Raw genomic sequence first — 19,940 nt, 5'->3', positions numbered from 1 at the left:
ACAGCTCCACACCGACACCCCGCTGGCACCCAGGTCAGCGGATTGTCGTCACCTCGGTTCGGTCACCGGGCGATCCAGCACAGTGTCGGTGCGATCGCGCAGGATGAGTTCGGCCAGCTCGCGCATCTCCGCCTTGCGAACCTTGCCGGTGACCGTCATCGGGAACTCGTCGACGACGTGCACATAGCGCGGGATCTTGTAGTGGGCCAGGCGGCCGGTGCAGAAGGCGCGGATCGCGGCGGCGTCGAGCAGGGCCGCGCCATCGCGCAAGCGCAGCCAGACCATGAGTTCTTCGCCGTATTTGGCGTCGGGGACACCGATGACCTGGGCGTCGACGATATCGGGGTGCGTGTAGAGGAACTCCTCGATTTCGCGGGGATAGATGTTCTCGCCGCCGCGGATGACCATGTCCTTGATCCGGCCGGTGACCGAGAGGTAGCCGTCGTCGTCCATCACGCCGATGTCGCCGGTGTGCATCCAGCGGGCGGCGTCGATCGCCTCGGCGGTCTTGCCGGGCTGTTCCCAGTAGCCGAGCATCACCGAGTAGCCGCGGGTGCACAGTTCACCCGGTTCGCCGCGTGGCACGGTGCGCCCGGTCTCCGGGTCGACCACCTTGACCTCGAGGTGGGGGCCGACCCGGCCGACGGTGGCGGTGCGGCGGTCGATGCTGTCGTCGCGACGGGTCTGCGTGGAGACCGGTGAGGTCTCGGTCATGCCGTAGCAGATCGCGACCTCGGCCATGCCGAGCCGGTCGATCACTCGTTTCATCACCTCCACCGGGCACGGCGAGCCCGCCATGATGCCGGTGCGCAGGCTGGACAGCTCCGGTGCGGCGCCGCTGTCGAGTTCGGCCAGCATCGCGATGAACATCGTCGGCACCCCATAGAGCGAGGTGCAGCGTTCGGCGGCGACGACGGCCAGCGTCGCGGCCGGATCGAACGACGGCGCCGGAATCACCACGGCCGCGCCGTGTGAGGTGACCGCGAGATTGCCCATCACCATGCCGAAGCAGTGGTAGTAGGGAACCGGGATGCAGACCCGGTCGGCTTCGGTGTATCCGCACAGCTCGCCGACGAAGAACCCGTTGTTGAGGATGTTGTGGTGACTGAGCGTGGCACCCTTCGGGAAACCCGTTGTGCCCGAGGTGTACTGGATATTGATCGGATCGTCGGCCGACAGCGTCTCGGCGATCGCGGCCAACTGTCCGGCGTCGGGCACCGTCTCGGCCACCTGCTGCCACTGCTCGGTGCCGAGGATCAGCACCTGTTCCAGGGCGGGACAGTTCGGCCGGACCTGCTCGATCATCGCGACGTAGTCCGAGGTCTTGAACTCCGGTGCGGCGATCAGCAAGCGCACCCCGGCCTGGACGAGAACGTATTCGAGTTCGCTGGTGCGATAGGCGGGATTGATAGTGACCAGAATCGCGCCGATCTTCGCGGTGGCGTACTGCACGAGAAACCATTCCGCGCAGTTGGGCGCCCAGATGCCGACCCGGTCACCGGGGCCGATGCCGTGCGTGGTGAGGCCGCTCGCGACGGCATCGACCGCGGCGCCGAGCTCGCGGTAGGTCCAGCGGCGCCCGGTCGGGCAGTCGATGAGCGCGTCGCGCATCGGGTGGGCCGCGACGGTGCGGTCGAGGTTCGCGCCGATGGTGTCGCCGAGCAGCGGGGTCTCGGCGGGACCGCAGGTGTAGCTGAGTTCGGTCATTACCGGCTCTCCTTGCCGCGCAGCAGGAATCGCTGCACCTTGCCGCTCGGGGTCTTGGGCAGACTGTCCACGAAGTGAACCCTTCTCGGATAGGCGTGGGCGGCGAACTTGTCCTTGACGAGTTGCTGCAGTTCGGCGGTCAGCTCGGCGCTGCCCTCGGTGCCCGTGCGGGGCACCACGAAGGCCTCCAGTACCTCGCCGCGGAGTTCGTCGGGCATCCCGACCACGGCGGCCTCGGCGACCTGATCGTGCAGGACCAGCACGCTCTCGACCTCGAACGGGCCGATGCGGTAGCCCGCCATGATGATCACGTCGTCGTCGCGGGCACTGAAGCGGAAGCAGCCGTCGGCGTCGCGGGCGCCGACGTCACCGGTCAGATACCAGCGGCCGTCGGCGGTGAATCGGCTCGCGGTGCGATCCGGATCGTCGAGGTAGCCGAGGAACCAGAGCAGCGGGCTGTGGACGGTGTCGATGGCGACCCGGCCGACCTCGCCGGGTGCTGCCTCGATGTCGGCGTCCTCGGCCAGGACCGCACAGGACCACCCGGGTAGCTGTCTGCCCATCGAACCGAGCGGGGCGGCGACATCGAGGGCGGGATGCCACGCGTGGCAGATGACCATGCCGTGCTCGGTCTGGCCGTAGTGATCACGCACCGCCACACCGAGGGTCCGCTGCGACCACGCCACCACGGCCGGGGTCAACGGCTCCCCCGCCGACGACGCCCTGCGCAGGGCGAAGCCGTCCGGGACCGGACCGCTGTCGGCGCGCAACGCCCGGTAGACGGTCGGTGCCGCGGCGAAGTTGGTAACGCCGAAGCGCTGCAGCACGTCCCAGGTGAGTGGCGCCGAGAAACCCGCGTGCAGCAGCACGCTGCGCACGCCGGTGGCCAGCGGACCCAGGATCGCGTAGTAGAGGCCGTAGGCCCAGCCCGGGTCGGCCGCGTTCCAGAAGACGTCCTCGGGGCGAACGTCAAGGGCGAATTCCTGGTAGGCGTGGAAGGACGCCAGCGCGCGGACCGGGATCGGTACACCCTTGGGGGTTCCGGTGGTGCCGCTGGTGAACAACTGGACCAGCAGACCGTCTCCGCCGACCGTCACCGGCCGCGCGCGCGGATCGTCGGGCCGGTGCCGGGCGAGCAGATCGTCGAAGCGCAGCGCGCCGGGGATCTCGGCGTCGCCGACAATGATCGTCCGGTAGTCGGTCGTGGCGAGTTTCGGTGCCTGGTCGGCGTCGGCGACAACGACTTTCGCGTGGCTCGCGCTCAGCCGGAACTCGATGGCGGGTGCGGCGAACGCGGTGAACAGCGGGACGTGCACCGCGCCGCGGCGCCAGATGCCGAGCAGGGCCACCACGAGCTCGGCGGACTTCCCCATCAGCGTCGCCACCCGGTCGCCGGGTTCGACGCCGAGTTCGGCCAGCGCGGCGGCGAACCGGGCCGAGCGCTCCCGAAGCTCACCGTAGGTCAGCTCGTGCGCGCTCAGATCGCCTTCGACCACGGTGAACGCGATCTGCTCGGCCGGGTGCCGATCGCAGAGCAGCTCGGCCGCGCAGGCCCCGGGTCCGTCGTAGTCGTCGAGCAGGGCGCGCACCCGCGCGTCCAGGTCGGTAGTCATCGCAGCTTCTCCTCAACACCCGGGCAACGGCCGCCGGGTCTGCCTTAGAATGTGGCATAGCTCACGTCGACCACTACCCCCGAAAAGGGGTGACTCATGACTTCCCTGTTGCGCCCGCGCGACGGTGACGCGCTGCGCGCCGAGATCCGCTGGGTGGCGCGCCGGGCGGGCGTCCCCGTGGTCTTCGGCGGCGCAGTGGACGAGGACACCCTGCTGCTCACCGAGTTCGCGGGCACCGTCACCACGGGACTGCGCGGGCTGTCGGTGCTGCGCACCTCCGGGCTCGGCGGACAGGCGATGGAGTACCGCAGGCCCGCGTCGGTGGCCGACTATCGGGGCGCGTCCACCATCACCCACCACTACGACGCCGCGGTGGTCGGCGAGGGGCTGCGATCGGTACTCGCCGTGCCCGTCCTGGTCGCCGACCGACCGCGCGCGGTGCTCTACGCGGCCACGCGTGGCGCGACCCCCCTCGGCGACCGCACCGCCGAGGTGATCCTGCAGGCGAGTCGGCGGCTGGCCGCCGAGATCGCCGTCCGCGATGAGGTGGACCGGCGGGTCCGGCTACTCGACGTCGCGACGCCGCTGCCCGCGTCCACGCCCGCGGTGACCGAGGAGCTGCGCGAGATCCACGCCGAACTGCGTGCCCTCGCTACCGAGACCGGCGATCTCGCACTGCGCGACCGGCTTTCCGGGGTGTGCGAACGATTGACCGCGGTGTTGACCGGCGGGCCCGGCGGTGACGCGCCACGACTGTCGCGGCGTGAGCTCGATGTGCTCGCTCAGATCGCGCTCGGCTGCACGAATCAGGAAGCGGCGCTTCGGCTCTCGCTCGGCACCGAAACCGTGAAGAGTTATCTGCGGCAGGCGATGAGCAAGCTCGATGCCAGCACTCGACACGAGGCCGTGGCGCTGGCACGGCGGCACGGCTTGCTGCCCTGAACCGCCGTCAACCTTCCCACTCACGCACCATCCGGTATGTGCGGTATATCACTTTTATTCGGCCGCCATGAGTGTTCCAATGCCCTGGAACAGTCGCGCGGGCGGACTCGATCGCCCGCGGCGGCGCGACACCGGCATCGAAACTCGCACCACACGCACGTCGGCAACGGCCGATCATCCACGGACGCAATGCCTGTACTGGGAACATCGGCGCACAGCCCGTTCGGATTCACCGCGCCGGACCCGATCCAGCCGAAAGACGCAGGTGCCGAACCTATTCCGGATGGAACCAGCAAGTCTCAAGTTGGACGATCGCACAACGCATGACCGCAATGGATACCCAACCGTCTTTGGGCAAAACAATCTCGGCGCGCATCCGGCCCGGTACCGTCGGTCCGATGACGGAGCCTTTTCAACTGGCCGGCCTCTCACTGGACTGTGACGACCCCGAGTCCCTCGCCCGCTTCTATCTCGGGCTGCTCGGTGGCCGTGTCCTGTGGAACGACGCGCACAGCGTCGGGATCCGAATCCCGTCGGGACTGACGGTCGCCGCGCAACGCGTCGAGGACTATTATCCGCCGCAGTGGCCCGGCACAGCCGCGGTTCACCTGGACCTCGCCGCCGACGCCGACCTGGATCTGTGCGAACAGCACGCCCTCGTGATCGGCGCGAAACCCGCACCGGTGCAACCGGATCCGCGCTGGCGCGTGTTACTCGACCCCGCCGGGCACCCGTTCTGCATCACCACCCGCGTGATCGCGGGATAGTTCAGGGCAGCAGATCGGGACGACGCCGCGCGGTCCGTTCCAGTGACTGTTCGTGGCGCCACGCAGCAACCTTGGCGTGGTCGCCCGAGAGCAGGATCGGGGGCACATCGAGGCCCCGCCACGACACCGGCCGGGTGTAGCTGGGGCCTTCGAGGAGTCCGTCGGAGAACGAATCCTCCTGGTGGGACTGCTGATTGCCGAGCACGCCGGGGATCAGGCGCACCACAGCCTCGGTCATCACGAGCACCGCGGCCTCGCCGCCGATGAGCACGTAGTCGCCGATGCTCACCTCTTCCACGCGCACGCGGCGGGCGGCGTCGTCGAACACGCGCTGATCGATGCCCTCGTAGCGCCCGCAGGCGAACACGAGGTGTTTCTCGGTGGCCCAGCGCTGCGCGGTGGCCTGGGTGAACGGCACACCGGCCGGGGTGGGGACGACGAGCAACGCGTCGTCGGGGCACAGCTCGTCCAAGGCGTCGCCCCAGACGGTGGGCTTCATGACCATGCCGGGACCACCGCCGTAGGGCGAGTCGTCGACCGACTTGTGCACGTCGTGCGTCCACTGGCGCAGGTCGTGTACACCCACCGAGATCAAGCCCTTGTCGACGGCCTTGCCGAGCAGCGCGGTGCGCAGCGGCTCGAGATACTCCGGGAAGATCGTGACGACGTCGAGTTGCACGAATTACTCCGGATCGAGCAGGCCCTCGGGCGGTGTGATGACCACCAGTCCATCGGCGAGCGAAACCGTCGGCACGATGGCGGTGACAAAGGGAATGAGAATTTCGCGACCGTCGTCGGCGGCACGCACCGACAGCAGTTCGCCCGCGGCCGAATGCAGCACCTCGGTGACCGTGCCGACGAGGGTGCCGTCGGTGAACTCGACCCGAAGGCCTTCGAGTTCGTGGTCGTAGAAGGCGTCGTCATCGTCCGAGGGCGGCAGCGACTCACTGTCGACGACGAACAAGGTGCCACGCAGGGCGTCGGCGGCGGTGCGGTCGTCGATCCCGTCGACGAATACCAGAAGCCGGCCCGAGTGCTCTCGGGCCGACTTCACGGTGTAGTCGCGGGTCGCCGAGGACTTCGGCATCCTGCCGCGCAGTGTGACACCCGGCGCGAACCGGACGTCCGGCTCGTCGGTGCGCACATCGACGACGAGTTCGCCGCGTACGCCGTGCGATTTGGCGACCCGACCTACGACGAGTTCCATCTAGGCGTCGGTATCGACCACGTCGACCCGGATCCCACGGCCGCCGATGCCGGCGACCAGGGTGCGCAGCGCGGTCGCGGTACGACCACCGCGCCCGATCACCTTGCCCAGATCTTCAGGATGGACGTGTACCTCGACGGTGCGTCCCCGACGTCCGGTGAGCAACTCGACACGGACGTCGTCAGGGTTGGCGACGATGCCGCGAACCAGATGTTCGACGGCATCGGCAACAACAGCAGTCATTACTCGGCAGCCTCGGTGGCGGCTTCCTCAGCGGCAGCCTCGTCCTTCTTGGCGGCCTTCTTCTTCGGGGTGACGGCCTCGGTGGTGGGCGCGTTGTCGGCGGCGGCCAGCGCGGCGTTGAACAGGTCCAGTTTGGAGGTCTTCGGGGCCTTGACCTTCAGGGTGCCCTCGGTGCCCGGCAGGCCCTTGAACTTCTGCCAGTCGCCGGTGATCTCGAGCAGACGCTGCACCGACTCGGTGGGCTGCGCGCCGACGGACAGCCAGTACGCGACGCGCTCGGCGTCGATCTGGATCAGCGAAGGCTCTTCCTTCGGGTGGTACAGGCCGATGGACTCGATGGCCCGGCCGTCACGACGGGTGCGGGCATCGGCGACGACGACGCGGTACTGCGGGTTGCGGATCTTGCCGAGACGAGTGAGCTTGATCTTGACAGCCATGCTGGTCAGTCTTCTTTCAGTAGTTTGGTCACCACGCGATTCGGCGACCCGCATGGTCTGCGGGTCCGGTTTCGCGCATGTGTGCGTGACCGCCGCGCGGTACGTAACCGGAGACGGGCTGACACTGTCCAGGAAGGACGATGGTTCATTCTGCCAGACGGTCCGCGTCACCCGAAATCGGCTCCGCACAGTGCGTGCTACCTCACCGCAACTGTCCGGTATCGACCACCACCGGCACGGGGCCGGGGGCCTTCACGGTCTCTCCATCTCCCGCGAATACTTCCTGGCGGTAACCCGTCTCCCCCAGGGTGAATCCCCAGAATTTCGCCGGTCGCCCAGCAGGCAACTCGACGATCCACAGATAGGGCACGCGAGCGGAGGCGTACGCCGCGATCTTCGTATCGCGTTCCGCGCGGGTGTTGCCTGTCGACCAAACCTCCACGGCCAAGACGAGCTCGTCGGCTCCGAAGTTGACGCGATCCGGTGCGACACTCACCACCGCGACATCGGGAATGACACCGATCCGAAACGGTGTGCTGATCCGTACCCCCACGGCGGGAAGCGCTGTGAGATCCGTGCGACCCGCGGCGCGAACAGCAGCGCGCAATTCGGCGAACAACTCTCCGGCGGCGTACTGATGTGGACCACCAGGCGGCGGCGTCATGTGCAGGTACCCCCAGATGAGTTCGAGTCGCGATCCGTCGTCCGGCTGCTCTTCGGCGAGCCAGTCTTCCAAAGTCTTCGGGCCCAACGGGTGGAACATGGAAACCTCGGCGCTCATCGTCATCCCGTCCGATCTCCCCTCGCGCACCAGCATCGGATGATTCGGACTCAACCCCGTCATGGGGCGCCCGCCTGCCGGGCGATCTCGAGTACAGCAAACTATACCGGGTAGAGCTCATTCGACCAGGTAATCCTCGCAGCCGAGCCGGTCAGCGGTGGCCGGTGACCGGGTCGGGAACCTTCACCACCAGGCCACGCAGCACAACCCATTGCGGGTCGGTGAGCGAATGGGGGTTCCTGCGGGGGTCGTCGGCGTAGACGACGAAGTCGGCCGGGGCGCCCTCGTCGATGCTCGGGCGGCCGAGCCAGGTGCGGGCGTTCCAGGACGCGGCGCCGAGGGCCTCGTGGGGTGACAGGCCCGCCCCGGACAGGGCGGTGATCTCGTCGGCGATGCGGCCGTGGCGGATGGAACCGCCCGCGTCGGTGCCCGCGTAGATCGGGACGCCTGCTTCGTGGGCTTTGCCAACGGTGTCGCGGACGCGGCGGTGCAGATCGCGCATGTGGGCGGCGTAGACCGGGAACTTCGTGGCACTGTCGGCGATGCCGGGGAAGGTGTCGATATTGATCAGAGTCGGGACCAGGGCGGTGCCGTTGGCGACCATCAGCTCGATGGTGTCGTCGGTGATGCCGGTGCCGTGTTCGAGGCAGTCGATGCCCGCGTTGATCAGACCGGGCAGCGCGTCCTCACCGAACACGTGCGCGGTGACCCGAGCCCCGTTCGCGTGGGCCGCGTCGATGGCCTGCTTCAGGATGTCGTCACTCCACAGCGGCCGCAGGTCGCCGACCGAACGGTCGATCCAGTCGCCGACGATCTTCACCCAGCCGTCGCCGAAGCGGGCCTGCTCGGCGACGATCTCGGGCAGGTCGCGTTCGTCGTCGAGTTCGATGCCGAGTTCTCGGATGTAGCGCTTGGGGCGGGCGATGTGGCGACCCGCGCGGATGATCCGTGGCAGCTCGGTGTGCTCGTCGATGAAACGGGTGTCGATCGGTGAGCCCGCGTCGCGCAGGAGCAGCGCGCCCACCTCGCGTTCGGTCTCGGCCTGCTCGATCGCGCCCTCGTGGGTCTCGTCGCCGCCGCCGTAGCGGATACCGACATGACAGTGGGCGTCGACCAGGCCAGGCACGATCCAGCCCGTCCGGCACAGCGTGTCCGCGCCCGCGACCGGCTCGAAGGTCACATGGCCGTCGACGACCCACAGGTCGCGCTCCTCGTCACCAGGCAGAACCACCCCGCGGATGTGCATGAAGAATCTCCTTGCCGTCGACGCCAACCTACCGCCGACCACACCGCGCCGTCGCCGGTTGCTCCGCCCTCGGCACGGCGAAGATGTTGTCCGGCTAGGACGGCTGTTCGAGGCTTCGGGAGGCGGGGCGCAGCGCCCACGAGACCAACACGCACAGCGCGAAAGCTGCAGTCCACAGCAGATGATCGACGCCGGAATCGGACGCGAGGTGGGACGCGAACGCACCGGTGAAGTTGTAGAAGGCCCCGGCATAGGCCCATTCCTTCGATCGCCGGAGTCCGGGCGCCAGAATCACGATCGTCCCCAATATCTTCCAGACGCCCAGCATGGTGACGAAATAGGTGGGGTAACCCAGGTCGAGCATGCCCGCGACCGTCGAATCCCGGCCGAGGAGATCGGGGACACCCCCGCTACCGAGGACCGCCACGACAATGCCGGTTGCGACCCAGAACACGACGGTCACCGCACGCCCCCACCCGAGCCGCGTGCGCAGCCGCCCCAAAGTCCACGCGCCCGCGCCGACAGATCTGCGCTGCTCGGGCCTGGTTGCCCACGACAGGCATGCCATCGTCGCGAAACCCAGTGGGCCGAGGGCGGCGGGGTCGCCGTGAACGGTCAGCGAGACCGCCACACCCAGGTAGATGAACAGCACACCGGCATATACCCACTCCTTCAACCGGGGCAGGCCGGGCGCCAGCAGCACGAGCGCACCGGGGATCTTGGCGATGCCGAGGATCACCAGGACGTAGGCGGGATATCCGAGCTGGTCGACGGCCACGTCGCGCACGATGCCGATGCGCAGGATGTCCCAGACCCCACCCATCGCGGATTCGACGGCGACGATCACCGTGGTTATCCAATAGACGATGCTCCGGTAGCGGCTGTTGTCGGCGATGCGCAGAAGTTCGGTCATGACTGATCCTCGAGTCGGTGGCCGCCGATCGCGGCGACTTCGGTTGACACCGACCTGACCGGGCAACCGATCCCGATGTGACAGCAGTGGACATGGCGTCAGTGCTCGTCGAGAACCAGCGTTTCGAGCCGATGTGGGTCGCCGATCATCTCGATGCCCACGATCTTGTCGTCGAGGATCGTGAACACGAACACGATCCGAGGGCGACCACCGACCGACCAGACCGCACCGGGTTCGCGGTCGATCGTGGCGAGCCGGGCACCCTGCGCGCGGCCGGAAAACGTCCGGGCGACGGCGTCGGCACCCGAGACCTCGCCGCTGGCACCTGCCGCGACAACCGTGTCGTCCGCACGAAGCACCACCTCGGGGTGGAGCAGTTCGAGTAGCGCTTCGAAGCGTCCGGCGCGCGCCGCCTGCAAGAACGCGTCGACGATCTCGCGGCGCCGGTCCGCATCGACCGCCGCAGGCTCGTCGGCGCCATCGACTCGTCGGCGTGCTCGGCTCGCGAGCTGCCGTGTCGCCGCGGTGGAACGCCCGAGGATGGCGGCGATCTCGTCGAACGGGACTGCGAACAGGTCGTGCAGTACGAAGGCGAGCCGTTCGGCCGGGCCGAGGGTGTCGAGGACGACCATCAGCGCAGCACCGACCGAGTCGGCCATCAGCATTTCTTGTTCCGGCGCCAGCGCGCCCGCGCGTTCTGCCCCGTCGTCGACGAGTTCGGTTCCGTAGAGGTGTTCGCGCAGGTTGTTGCGGCGTTGCAGGATGTTGAGCGCCACGCGCGACACGACGGTGGTCAGCCAGCCCGCCAGGTTGTCGACCTCAGAGACGTCGGTTCGGCTCAACCGGATCCAGGTCTCCTGGACGGCGTCCTCGGCGTCCGTGGTCGAGCCGAGCATCCGGTATGCCACGGCCCGCAGGTGCGCTCTGTTGTCCTCGAATTCGCGGACTAACCACTGCGTGTGGTCCATGTGTCACATACCTCCTCGGGGATCGGTCAGTAGTTATGACCGGCCGACACGCGCCGGTGTGACAACGCACTACCCAGGAGACCCATGAGCGCACCAGCGAAGACCCTGATCCACCCGGTGACGATGGTTACTCACCGCATACCCGCCTGGTTGCGCACGGGCCTCTACTGGTTTGTGGCCTTCGAGTTCTTCGTGGGCTTCCTCACCAAATTCTGGCCGGGTGAGACCTTCTTCGGACCGGCCTACGCCGAGAAATTCGCCGACTGGGGTTTCGACCCGAACATGCGCTACGCGGTCGGCGCGATCGAACTGGTCTGCGCGATCCTGCTGGTCATTCCCCGGAAGCAGGCACGATTTCTCGGCGCCGCCACACTGGTGCTGCTGCTGACAGGCGCGGTGACCACGCATGTCATCGATGACGCGCCGGTCTACGAGGAGGTCTCGGCGCCACTGCACCTGGTGATCATGCTGTGCGTCGCTATCGCGAACTGGCCCACCGACGTGCGGCAACTGCTGCGGTGGGGGCCTCGCGAGCGGCGGACGATATGACTGCCGCGTCGGCGTCGAGACGCTAGCTTCCCGACGGATCCCCGTCGAGAAGGACTGTCACCCTGGCGATACGCGCTGAGTCGGCCGCGAAGTCGACGAACGCGACGCCGTGCGCCGCGCCGACCCGCACGCTCACACTGACCGTGCGCCCGGCGGCGATCATCTTGTCCCACTCCATGCCTCGCGCACGATCGGCGAAATCCGCCACCGAGATCGGGTGCCCGGCGGGCAGCTCGACCACCGTCCGCTCATCGAGCAGCGCCCGCACGCCACCCGAGTCGCCGGATGCGGCCGCGGCGAACAGCCGGCCGACGATTCGCTTGCCGGACCCACCCACCCCGCGCAGCGCCCGCATCATACCCATGGCACCGCCGACGCCGAGCTCGGCGACCAGTTGCGGCCCGAGCTTCGCGCCCGCGAGCAGTCCGGACGGCCCCGTGCGCAGCAGTCGCGCGATCATCACCCCCAGCTCCCAGTGCGCGGCGAGCCGGGCGATTCGCCAGCCACCATCGGTGCCGACCAGGTCGTAGCGCAGATGCATCGGCACGGTGACGGTGGCGCCGGTCGACATCGTGGTCTCGATGTGCAGGTCACGCACCACCGTGTGGCCGGCCACGAGGTCGCGGTCGATGCGGAAGGCGATGGAGTTCGGCGCGATGAAGACGTTGTAGAAACGCGAGATCGCGTCCGGGCCGATGTGCTCGCGCGAGCCGTACGGGTCGTGCACTGCGGCCTGCTCGGTGAACAGCGCTACCCACGCGGTCTTGTCGTGCGCCGCTACGGCCTGCGGTGACGCGCGCACCGCGGCCAAGAGATCTTCGGCGGTCCGATCCAACGGCATTGAGGTCCTCCATATTCACGCTCCCCCTGCGCGATCCATGATAGAACGTGTTCTAGTTTTGCGTCGGCGATCGTGCCCGGCGCCTGTTGGACAAGAGGATCTCGATGGACTGGTACACCGGGAACACCACCTACGACACCGTGCTGACCATCGCGTTCGCCTTCGCCGCGTTCGTGATCGTCGGCGGACTGTTCGCGCAGAGCCCCTACGGCCGCTTCGCCTCGAACGCGGTCGGCTTCAATCTCAATCCGAAGCTGGGCTGGTGGCTGATGGAGCTGCCCGCGACCGTAGTGTTCGCGGTGTTCTATCTCAGCGGCCCCGATCGGTTCGAGCCGGTGCCGCTGGTACTGGCCGCAATCTGGCTGCTGCACTACGGCAATCGCGGCTGGTTCTTCCCGCTCTCCATCCGGCAGGTACCGGGCAAGAAGAGCAGTTTCAATGTCTCGGTAGTCGGGGCGGGCGTGTTCGTGACGGCCCTGCACGGCTACCTCAACGGCGCGTTCTTCAGCAACGACTACAACAACCAGTACGGCACCGCCTGGCTCACCGATCCGCGTTTCCTGATCGGGCTGGTCGTGTACCTGTGCGGATTCGGGCTGCTGGTGCGGTCCGAGGCGATCGTGCGCAATCTGCGGGACAAGAACAATCCCGGCGCCGCCGAGTACCGCGTCCCGCACGGCGCGGGCTTCCGCTTCGTCAGCAGCCCGGCCTACCTGGGCGAGCTGATCGCCTGGGCCGGGTTCGCCCTGCTCACCTGGTCGCTGGCCGGTGTCGTGATCTTCTTGATCACCGCGGGAAACCTGGTGCCGCGCGCCTTCGCGACCCACCGGTGGTACCGGGAGAAGTTCGCCGACTACCCGGCCAACCGGAAAGCCTTGATCCCCGGCGTGATCTGACACACCAACCAGTACCCGCGACCTTTAGGGAGCGGCGGCCACGAAGTGGCCGGTCCGCGGCCGGGTCGCCGGTCAGGCGCCGGTGCGTAGGCGACGAAGGAGCAAGCACCGGTACCTGACCGGCGGCCCCTTGGGGCCGCGGACACGCGCGCGCCAGCGCGCCGATAACTCAGTTCTTGGGGAACTTCAGCTGTGACAGATCGATCCCGTCCAGGCCGGGGGGCAGCTGATCGAGACCGGGCGGCATGTTCGACAGGTCCATGCCCGGCGGCAGCCCCGGCATTCCGGCGGGCATCCCGGGGAACCCACCACGCATCTTCGGCGGGGTAGGCCCACGCCCACCCTTCTTGCCCTTCTTACCGCCCTTTTTGGTGCTGCTGCGACGTGCGCCCGGCATCCCCATCTGCCGACCCATCATCGCCATCATCTTCTTGGCTTCGAAGAACCGGTCGACGAGCTGGTTGACCTCCGACACCTGCACCCCGGAACCATTGGCGATGCGCAGGCGCCGCGAGGCGTTGATGATCTTGGGGTTGTCCCGCTCGGCACGCGTCATGCCGCGGATGATCGCCTGCACCCGATCGAGCTGCTTGTCGTCGACCGCGGCGAGGGCTTCCTTCATCTGACCCGCACCGGGCAGCATCCCGAGCAGGTTGCCGATCGGGCCCATCTTGCGGATGGCCAGCATCTGGTCGAGGAAGTCCTCGAGGGTGAGTTCGCCGCTGCCGATCTTGCGCGCGGTCTCCTCGGCCTGCTCGGCGTCGTAGACCTGTTCGGCCTGCTCGATGAGGGTGAGCACATCGCCCATGCCGAGGATGCGCGAGGCCATCCGGTCGGGATGGAAGACGTCGAAGTCCTCGAGTTTCTCACCGGTGGAGGCGAACATGATCGGCGCGCCGGTGACATTGCGCACCGACAGCGCCGCACCACCGCGGGCGTCACCGTCGAGCTTGGTCAGCACGACACCGGTGAACCCGACACCGTCGCGGAAGGCTTCGGCGGTGCTGACCGCGTCCTGACCGATCATCGCGTCGAGCACGAACAGCGTCTCGTCGGGCTGCACGGCATCGCGGATACCCGCGGCCTGGCGCATCAGCTCGGCGTCGATACCGAGGCGACCGGCGGTATCGACGATGACCACGTCGTACTGCTTGGCCTTGGCCTCGTCGATACCGGCCGCGGCGACGGCGACCGGGTCGGCCGCGGTGATCCCGAGCGGGTTCTCGCCGCCGCCGCCGAAGGCACCGGTGACAGGCCCGGAGGCGGCAGCCTGCGTAACCACGGAGGGCCCGCCGGTGCCTTCCTTCGCGATTGTGGTGCCGCCGTGCGGGGCGAACACGGGCACGCCCGCGCGCTCACCGACGACCTGCAGCTGGGTGACCGCGCCGGGACGCTGCAGGTCACAGGCCACCAGCAACGGCTGGTGCCCCTGACCCTTGAGCCATTTGGCCAGCTTGCCCGCGAGGGTGGTCTTACCCGCGCCCTGCAGACCGGCCAGCATGATGACCGTCGGCGGGTTCTTGGCGAGGTTGATGCGCCGGGTCTCGCCACCGAGGATCGCGACGAGTTCCTCGTTGACGATCTTGACGACCTGCTGCGCGGGATTGAGCGCGCCGGAGACCTCCGCGCCCTTGGCGCGTTCTTTGACGTTGGCGATGAAGCCGCGCACCACGGGCAGCGCGACGTCGGCCTCGAGGAGTGCGAGGCGGATCTCGCGCGCGGTGGCGTCGATGTCGGCCGGTGACAGACGCCCCTTACCGCGCAGATCCTGCAGTGCACCGGTAAGCCGGTCGGACAGGGATTCGAACACCGATCGCGCTCCTGATCTGAAAGGGTCTCAGATCGTCTGACCGAAGTCGGACGTCTATTGCCCTCCCAGGGTAATGGAGGTTATTCGGTATGCCGCACGTGCGGTGGCGCGGTGCGGCGTAACTCGTGGGATTCGATGTTCACCAGATACACCGCTTCTCTGCCGGTGAGGCCGAGTTCCCGCGAGAGCGCCTCGATCCGGAGCCACTCGGAATCGGCGCTGTCGGCGTGGTGGGCGGTGGTCGAGGCGATGGTCATCGCGGCCAGCGCCTGCGCACCACTGAGGGTGCGACCCGGCAACCACGAAACCACCCACAGGTCACCACCGACGCAGCGCGCGATGTGCGCGGTCGCGTCGCTGGTCATCATTGACGCGGAAACGACTTCGATAGCCACGGATCAGCTCCCCTCGTACGAGTGACAGCCGGACCAGGGAAATGCTATAGGTCCTATCTCGACTTATCGGACCGCGAGCACGCTGTGTAGCAACCTGATAGCAATCAGTGAGTAAACCGTGTCCTTACAATGTCAAGCGGTGTCGCCGGATTCGGTCGGCGGCGGGGCGGGCGCGGGACGGGGAACCACGTCTAGGACGGCCTTTTCGATGCGGTCGCGCAGCGCGGGGCTGTCGGCGTCGCCCAGTTCGAGGGAGAAGGCGTCGACGACGGCCGAGCCCATCGTGACCACCTTCGCCCACCGGACGTTCGCTCCCGTCGCGGCGAAGGCACCGGCCAGCCTGCTCAGCAAACCGACCCGATCGTCGGCGCGCAGCTCCAGGATCACCTGTCCGGGTGTGCTGACAGATGACCAGATCAGGCGCGGCGCGGCACGTGCGTGCCGGCCAGGCCCCGTCCCGGCTGCTTCGGCTTCGCGTTTGGCCAGCACTTCCGGCAGGTTGAGCGCGCCGGTGGTGGCCCGGATGAGTTCCTGACGCAGCAGACCCGCGTCCGGTGGGTCGCCGAATTTCGGCATCACCACGAAGGTGTTGATCGCCGCGTCCCCCGCACTGCCCAGCGAAGCCGAGAGCACGCGCAGGGCATGCAGCGCCAGGACACCGGCGGCGTCGGAGAGCAGGCCGGGCTCGTCGGGGGCGATCACCGTCACCGCGAAGGTGTGTTTGCCGTCGCCGGGCACGAGGGTCACGTGCACGCCGCCCGCCGCGGCCTTGTCCAAGAGCTCCGGGTCGATCGGTTCCGGTTGCGGCAGTGGCTCGCCCGCCATGACGAGCCGGCAGCGGCGCACCAGTTCGCCGATCAGCGAGGCCTTCCAGTCGCCCCAGACGCCGGGGCCGGTGGCCATCGAGTCGGCCTCGGCCAGCGTGTGCAGCAGTTCGAGCAGGCCCACGTCACCGCCGAGCGCGTCGGCGACGTGCTGCACGGTCGCCGGATCGTCGAGGTCGCGCCGGGTAGCGGTGTCGGGCAGCAGCAGGTGGTGGCGCACGATCGCGCTGAGGGTGCGCACGTCCGAGGGCCACAGACCGAGCCTGCGGCCGATGTGGGTGGCCAGTTCGGCACCGACGATGCTGTGGTCGCCCGTTCGGCCCTTACCGATGTCGTGCAGCAGCGCGCCGAGGGCGAGCAGGTCGGGCCGGGCGACCCTGGTGCTCAGCCCACTCGCGAAGGCGACCGTCTCCATCAGGTGCCGATCGACGGTCCAGGTGTGCAGTGCGTCGCGCGGCGGTAGATCGCGGACCGCGCCCCATTCGGGAAAGAGCCTGCCCCACAAGCCCGTTCGATCGAGTGCCTCGACCGCGTCGATGCTGCCGCGGCCCGCGCCGAGCAGCACGAGCAGATCGTTGAGCGCGTCCTTCGGCCACGGTTCGCGCAGTTCGGGCGCGTCCTCGGACAGGCGGTTGAGCGTGGTCGCCGACATCGGCAGCCCGGTCTGCGCCGACGCCGCGGCCACCCGCAGGATCAGCCCGGGATCGCGTTGCGGGCGGGCGTCTCTGGCCAGCACCACCTCGCCGGAGTGCTCGACCACCCCCTCATCGAGTGGTCGGCGCACCGGCATCCGGCGCAGTCTGGCCAGGCCGCGCCGCGGTAGCGCGTTGGCGGCCGTGCGCAGACCGACGTCGCACGAATAGCTCACCGTACGCGCCGAATCGGTCAATGTCCGGGCGAGATCGAAGCGGTCACCGATGCGCAGCGCGGCGCCGATCTCGTCGGCGTCCTGGGCGCGCAGTTGATCACGGGCCCGGCCCGCGACCCGGTGCAGTTCGGTGCGGACGTCGAGGAGTCGGCGGTGTGCCTGTTTCAGGCCGCCGCCGGGGACCTCGGGGCCCAATCCCGGCATGGCGTCGGTCAGCTGGGCGATCGAGAGCGCGTCGAGCAGCTGGATATCGCGCAGCCCGCCGCGACCGTTCTTGAGATCGGGTTCGGCGCGGTGGGCGATCTCGCCACTGCGCTGCCAGCGTGCGCTGGTCTGGGCGATGAGATCATCGAAGCGGGACCGGATTCCGGTGCGCCATTCCCGGCGCACGCCGCCGATGAGCAGATTGCTGAGATCTTCGTCGCCGACGATGTGGCGGGCTTCGAGCAGGCCGAGCGCGGCGATCATGTCGTCGGCGGCCACCCGCAGCGCCTGCGGCACGGTGCGCACGCTGTGGTCGAGCTTGATGTGGGCGTCCCAGAGGGGATACCAGAGTTGATCGGCGACCTCGGAGACCACCTTGGGGTCGACGTCGTCGTGCAGCAGCACGAGGTCGAGATCGGAGTACGGCAGCATCTCGCGGCGGCCGAGTCCGCCGACCGCCACGACCGCGAGGCCGCTGTCGGCGGTGATGCCGAGTTCGTTGCCCTTGCTGGTGAGCCACAGTTCGAACAGGTCGACCAGGGCCTCACGCAGCGATTCCGGATCGAGCCGTGGATTGCGGGTGCCCGCTCCGTCGAGCAGTTGCGCCCTGGCCTTGACCAGATCCGCCGCTCCGTTGTTCTGAGTACCGCCGTTCCGCTGTGCCACAGCCCACACCACCATTTCATGCGGGCGGCCCCGCCCCGACCGGTTGAATTCTCACCGGTGGGAGCGGGGCCGCCACTCGATCGATTCCTCGTGCGTGCCCTACCGAATTACAGTGCGTCGCTTCCGCGTTCGCCGGTGCGGACGCGGATGATGGTGTCCACCGGGGTCACCCACACCTTGCCGTCACCGATCTTGCCGGTCCGCGAGGCTTCGACGATCACCTCGACGACCTTCTCGACCGACGCATCGTCCACGACGACCTCGACCCGGACCTTGGGAACGAAATCCACCGAGTACTCGGCACCGCGGTAGACCTCGGTGTGGCCCTTCTGCCTGCCGTATCCCTGGACCTCGCTGACGGTCATGCCGAGCACGCCTGCCTGCTCCAGCCCGGTCTTCACATCTTCGAGCGTGAACGGTTTGACGATTGCCGTAACCAGTTTCATGTTCGTCATGCCTCCTTGACGAGCGAGCGTGCCGTGCCACCCACAGCAGCGAAATCGTATGCGGTTTCCGCGTGCTCGGCCTCGTCAAGGCCCGCAGCCTCGGACTCTTCACTGGCGCGCAGGCCGATCGTGAACTTGATCGCGTACGCGATGATGGCCGTGGCGACCAGCGAGTAGGCCAAGACGACGAAAGCACCGACAGCCTGCAGCTTCAACTGCTCGACTCCACCACCGTAGAACAAGCCGGTGACGCCCGCCGGAGCTTCGCTCGCAGCGACCAAACCGACCATCAAGGTGCCGACCAGACCACCGACCAGGTGGACGCCGACCACGTCGAGCGAATCGTCGAAGCCGAAACGGAACTTCAGGCCGACGGCCAGGGCGCACAGCGCACCGGCGACCACACCGATGGCCAGGGCACCGACCACGTTCACCGAGGAACAAGCCGGGGTGATGGCGACCAGACCGGCGACGATGCCCGAGGCAGCGCCGAGCGAGGTCGGGTGACCGTCGCGGATCTTCTCCACGAGCAGCCAGGCCATCATCGCGGCGGCGGTGGCGATGGTGGTGGTGAGGAAGGTGGCACCGGCGATCCCGTTGGCGCCGAGCGCCGAACCGGCGTTGAAGCCGTACCAGCCGAACCACAGCAGACCGGCGCCGAGCATCACGAACGGCAGGTTGTGCGGACGGAACGGCGTCTTCGGCCAGCCCTTGCGCTTGCCGAGGATGAGGCACAGGACCAGACCGGCGGCGCCGGCGTTGATGTGGACCGCGGTGCCACCGGCGAAGTCGATCGCCTTGAGGTTGTTGGCGATCCAGCCACCGGCCTCAGCGGTGTAACCGTCGAAGGCGAAGACCCAGTGCGCGACGGGGAAGTAGACGACCGTGACCCAGATTCCGGCAAATACGAGCCACGAGCCGAACTTCAGGCGGTCAGCGACCGCGCCCGAGATGAGTGCGACCGTGATGATCGCGAACATGAGCTGGAAGGCGACGAAGACCGTCAGCGGGATACCCGCGGTGATCGGGGCCGTCGGGTCCTCCGGGGTCGCCGTGAACAGCGGGATGCCCGCCGAATCCGCGGCGGTGCCACCGAAGATGCTCTTCAGACCGAAGTACTGGAGAGGATCACCGATCAGGTTGCCCTTGTCCTCGCCGAACGTCATCGAGAAGCCGTATAGACACCACAGGATGGTGACCAGGCCCATCGCGGAGACGCTCATCATGATCATGTTCAGCACGTTCTTGCCACGGACCATGCCGCCGTAGAAGAACGCCAAACCCGGCGTCATCAACAGCACGAGCGCTGCCGACGCCAGCATCCAAGCGGTATCACCGGTATCCGGTGTACCGATCAGTGGAAATGCCACCTTGTCTTCCTCCTCATCTCGGGCCTCGCCGATGACGGCAAAAGGACCTGTACAGAAGGGTCGCCACTCGGTGTTTCATCCGTTGAGCTGTGGTGTTTCGCCTGAGTGAACGGATAGCGCTGTTGTGTTGCATCCACGTTTCGCGTGGTTGACATGAGCCTGTCAGCTCACGGTGAGGTTGGTACGGAGGTGGGATTCGCCGCGAGTTCGCGCGGCGATTCGCCTGGCGTGGCTTTCCCGGAAAACA

General features: G+C 67.7%; 20 protein-coding genes. 4 read left to right on the top strand and 16 right to left on the bottom strand.

All coding sequences use genetic code 11. The features are described from left to right. Positions 1-48: 48 nt before the first annotated feature. Together ACTWPB_RS16380 and ACTWPB_RS16375 are read right to left on the bottom strand one after the other, a co-directional pair. A complete protein-coding gene (locus ACTWPB_RS16380) occupies positions 49-1,707 on the bottom strand; it encodes an AMP-binding protein (protein WP_446221521.1) in 1,659 nt (552 codons plus the stop codon). Continuing rightward, positions 1,707-3,320 (bottom strand): AMP-binding protein, encoded by a 1,614-nt coding sequence (locus ACTWPB_RS16375; RefSeq protein WP_446221520.1) that lies wholly within the window; start codon positions 3,318-3,320, stop codon positions 1,707-1,709. The genes ACTWPB_RS16380 and ACTWPB_RS16375 overlap by 1 nt, the downstream gene beginning before the upstream one ends. Before the next feature lie 96 nt (positions 3,321-3,416). Between ACTWPB_RS16375 and ACTWPB_RS16370 the strand changes: the two genes are divergently transcribed. Both ACTWPB_RS16370 and ACTWPB_RS16365 read left to right on the top strand, forming a co-directional pair. After that, positions 3,417-4,262, top strand: coding sequence for a LuxR C-terminal-related transcriptional regulator (locus tag ACTWPB_RS16370; protein ID WP_446221519.1), 846 nt, complete (start codon positions 3,417-3,419; stop codon positions 4,260-4,262). A gap of 398 nt (positions 4,263-4,660) precedes the next feature. After that, complete coding sequence (locus tag ACTWPB_RS16365) at positions 4,661-5,029, top strand: VOC family protein (RefSeq protein ID WP_446221518.1); 369 nt, start codon at positions 4,661-4,663, stop codon at positions 5,027-5,029. A 1-nt stretch (position 5,030) separates the two neighbouring features. Here ACTWPB_RS16365 and trmD read toward each other — a convergent pair whose 3' ends face one another. The 8 genes from trmD to ACTWPB_RS16325 all read right to left on the bottom strand — a co-directional run bounded on the left by trmD (position 5,031) and on the right by ACTWPB_RS16325 (position 10,824). Beyond that, positions 5,031-5,708 carry a tRNA (guanosine(37)-N1)-methyltransferase TrmD gene (gene trmD, locus ACTWPB_RS16360; RefSeq protein WP_446221517.1) on the bottom strand — a complete coding sequence of 226 codons (678 nt, stop codon included), beginning with the start codon at positions 5,706-5,708 and terminating at the stop codon, positions 5,031-5,033. 3 nt (positions 5,709-5,711) lie between these two features. Then, a complete protein-coding gene (gene rimM / locus ACTWPB_RS16355) occupies positions 5,712-6,236 on the bottom strand; it encodes a ribosome maturation factor RimM (RefSeq protein WP_446221516.1) in 525 nt (174 codons plus the stop codon). Continuing rightward, the gene (locus ACTWPB_RS16350; protein WP_056811833.1) at positions 6,237-6,479 is read right to left on the bottom strand and encodes an RNA-binding protein; all 243 of its coding nucleotides are present in this window, start codon (positions 6,477-6,479) and stop codon (positions 6,237-6,239) included. Next, positions 6,479-6,916: a 30S ribosomal protein S16 gene (gene rpsP / locus ACTWPB_RS16345; RefSeq protein ID WP_427903323.1), complete on the bottom strand. Its 438-nt coding sequence runs from the start codon at positions 6,914-6,916 to the stop codon at positions 6,479-6,481. The genes ACTWPB_RS16350 and rpsP overlap by 1 nt, the downstream gene beginning before the upstream one ends. Before the next feature lie 202 nt (positions 6,917-7,118). Then, positions 7,119-7,760 (bottom strand): Uma2 family endonuclease, encoded by a 642-nt coding sequence (locus ACTWPB_RS16340; RefSeq protein ID WP_446221515.1) that lies wholly within the window; start codon positions 7,758-7,760, stop codon positions 7,119-7,121. 88 nt (positions 7,761-7,848) lie between these two features. Then, on the bottom strand, positions 7,849-8,943 hold the full coding sequence (locus ACTWPB_RS16335) for a metal-dependent hydrolase family protein (protein WP_446221514.1): 1,095 nt from the start codon (positions 8,941-8,943) through the stop codon (positions 7,849-7,851). Positions 8,944-9,037: 94 nt separating this feature from the next. After that, a complete protein-coding gene (locus ACTWPB_RS16330; protein ID WP_446221513.1) occupies positions 9,038-9,856 on the bottom strand; it encodes a DoxX family protein in 819 nt (272 codons plus the stop codon). A 98-nt stretch (positions 9,857-9,954) separates the two neighbouring features. Then, positions 9,955-10,824, bottom strand: a complete 870-nt coding sequence (locus tag ACTWPB_RS16325) for a sigma-70 family RNA polymerase sigma factor (protein WP_446221512.1) — start codon at positions 10,822-10,824, stop codon at positions 9,955-9,957. Between the two features lie 84 nt (positions 10,825-10,908). On the opposite strand from ACTWPB_RS16325, the gene ACTWPB_RS16320 reads away from it, so the two are divergent. Next, positions 10,909-11,373, top strand: coding sequence for a DoxX family protein (locus tag ACTWPB_RS16320; protein ID WP_446221511.1), 465 nt, complete (start codon positions 10,909-10,911; stop codon positions 11,371-11,373). Positions 11,374-11,395: 22 nt separating this feature from the next. On the opposite strand, the gene ACTWPB_RS16315 is transcribed toward ACTWPB_RS16320, so the two are convergent. Beyond that, positions 11,396-12,214, bottom strand: coding sequence for a nuclear transport factor 2 family protein (locus ACTWPB_RS16315; RefSeq protein ID WP_446221510.1), 819 nt, complete (start codon positions 12,212-12,214; stop codon positions 11,396-11,398). A 104-nt stretch (positions 12,215-12,318) separates the two neighbouring features. On the opposite strand from ACTWPB_RS16315, the gene ACTWPB_RS16310 reads away from it, so the two are divergent. Further along, positions 12,319-13,110: a 3-oxo-5-alpha-steroid 4-dehydrogenase gene (locus tag ACTWPB_RS16310; protein WP_446221509.1), complete on the top strand. Its 792-nt coding sequence runs from the start codon at positions 12,319-12,321 to the stop codon at positions 13,108-13,110. 169 nt (positions 13,111-13,279) lie between these two features. Here ACTWPB_RS16310 and ACTWPB_RS16305 read toward each other — a convergent pair whose 3' ends face one another. From ACTWPB_RS16305 to ACTWPB_RS16285, 5 genes are all read right to left on the bottom strand, one after another. Next, positions 13,280-14,920, bottom strand: a complete 1,641-nt coding sequence (locus ACTWPB_RS16305) for a signal recognition particle protein (protein WP_446221508.1) — start codon at positions 14,918-14,920, stop codon at positions 13,280-13,282. A gap of 80 nt (positions 14,921-15,000) precedes the next feature. Then, on the bottom strand, positions 15,001-15,315 hold the full coding sequence (locus tag ACTWPB_RS16300; RefSeq protein ID WP_446221507.1) for a hypothetical protein: 315 nt from the start codon (positions 15,313-15,315) through the stop codon (positions 15,001-15,003). Positions 15,316-15,447: 132 nt separating this feature from the next. After that, positions 15,448-17,892 (bottom strand): [protein-PII] uridylyltransferase, encoded by a 2,445-nt coding sequence (locus ACTWPB_RS16295; protein WP_446221506.1) that lies wholly within the window; start codon positions 17,890-17,892, stop codon positions 15,448-15,450. 92 nt (positions 17,893-17,984) lie between these two features. Then, a complete protein-coding gene (locus ACTWPB_RS16290; RefSeq protein ID WP_110036141.1) occupies positions 17,985-18,323 on the bottom strand; it encodes a P-II family nitrogen regulator in 339 nt (112 codons plus the stop codon). 5 nt (positions 18,324-18,328) lie between these two features. Further along, the gene (locus tag ACTWPB_RS16285; RefSeq protein ID WP_446226365.1) at positions 18,329-19,645 is read right to left on the bottom strand and encodes an ammonium transporter; all 1,317 of its coding nucleotides are present in this window, start codon (positions 19,643-19,645) and stop codon (positions 18,329-18,331) included. Between the last annotated feature and the right edge of the window lie 295 nt (positions 19,646-19,940).

The sequence above is a fragment of the Nocardia sp. IBHARD005 genome (assembly GCF_052814245.1).
The sequence above is the reverse complement of the archived record's forward strand: the minus strand, read 5'-3'. Positions and strand labels throughout refer to the sequence as shown.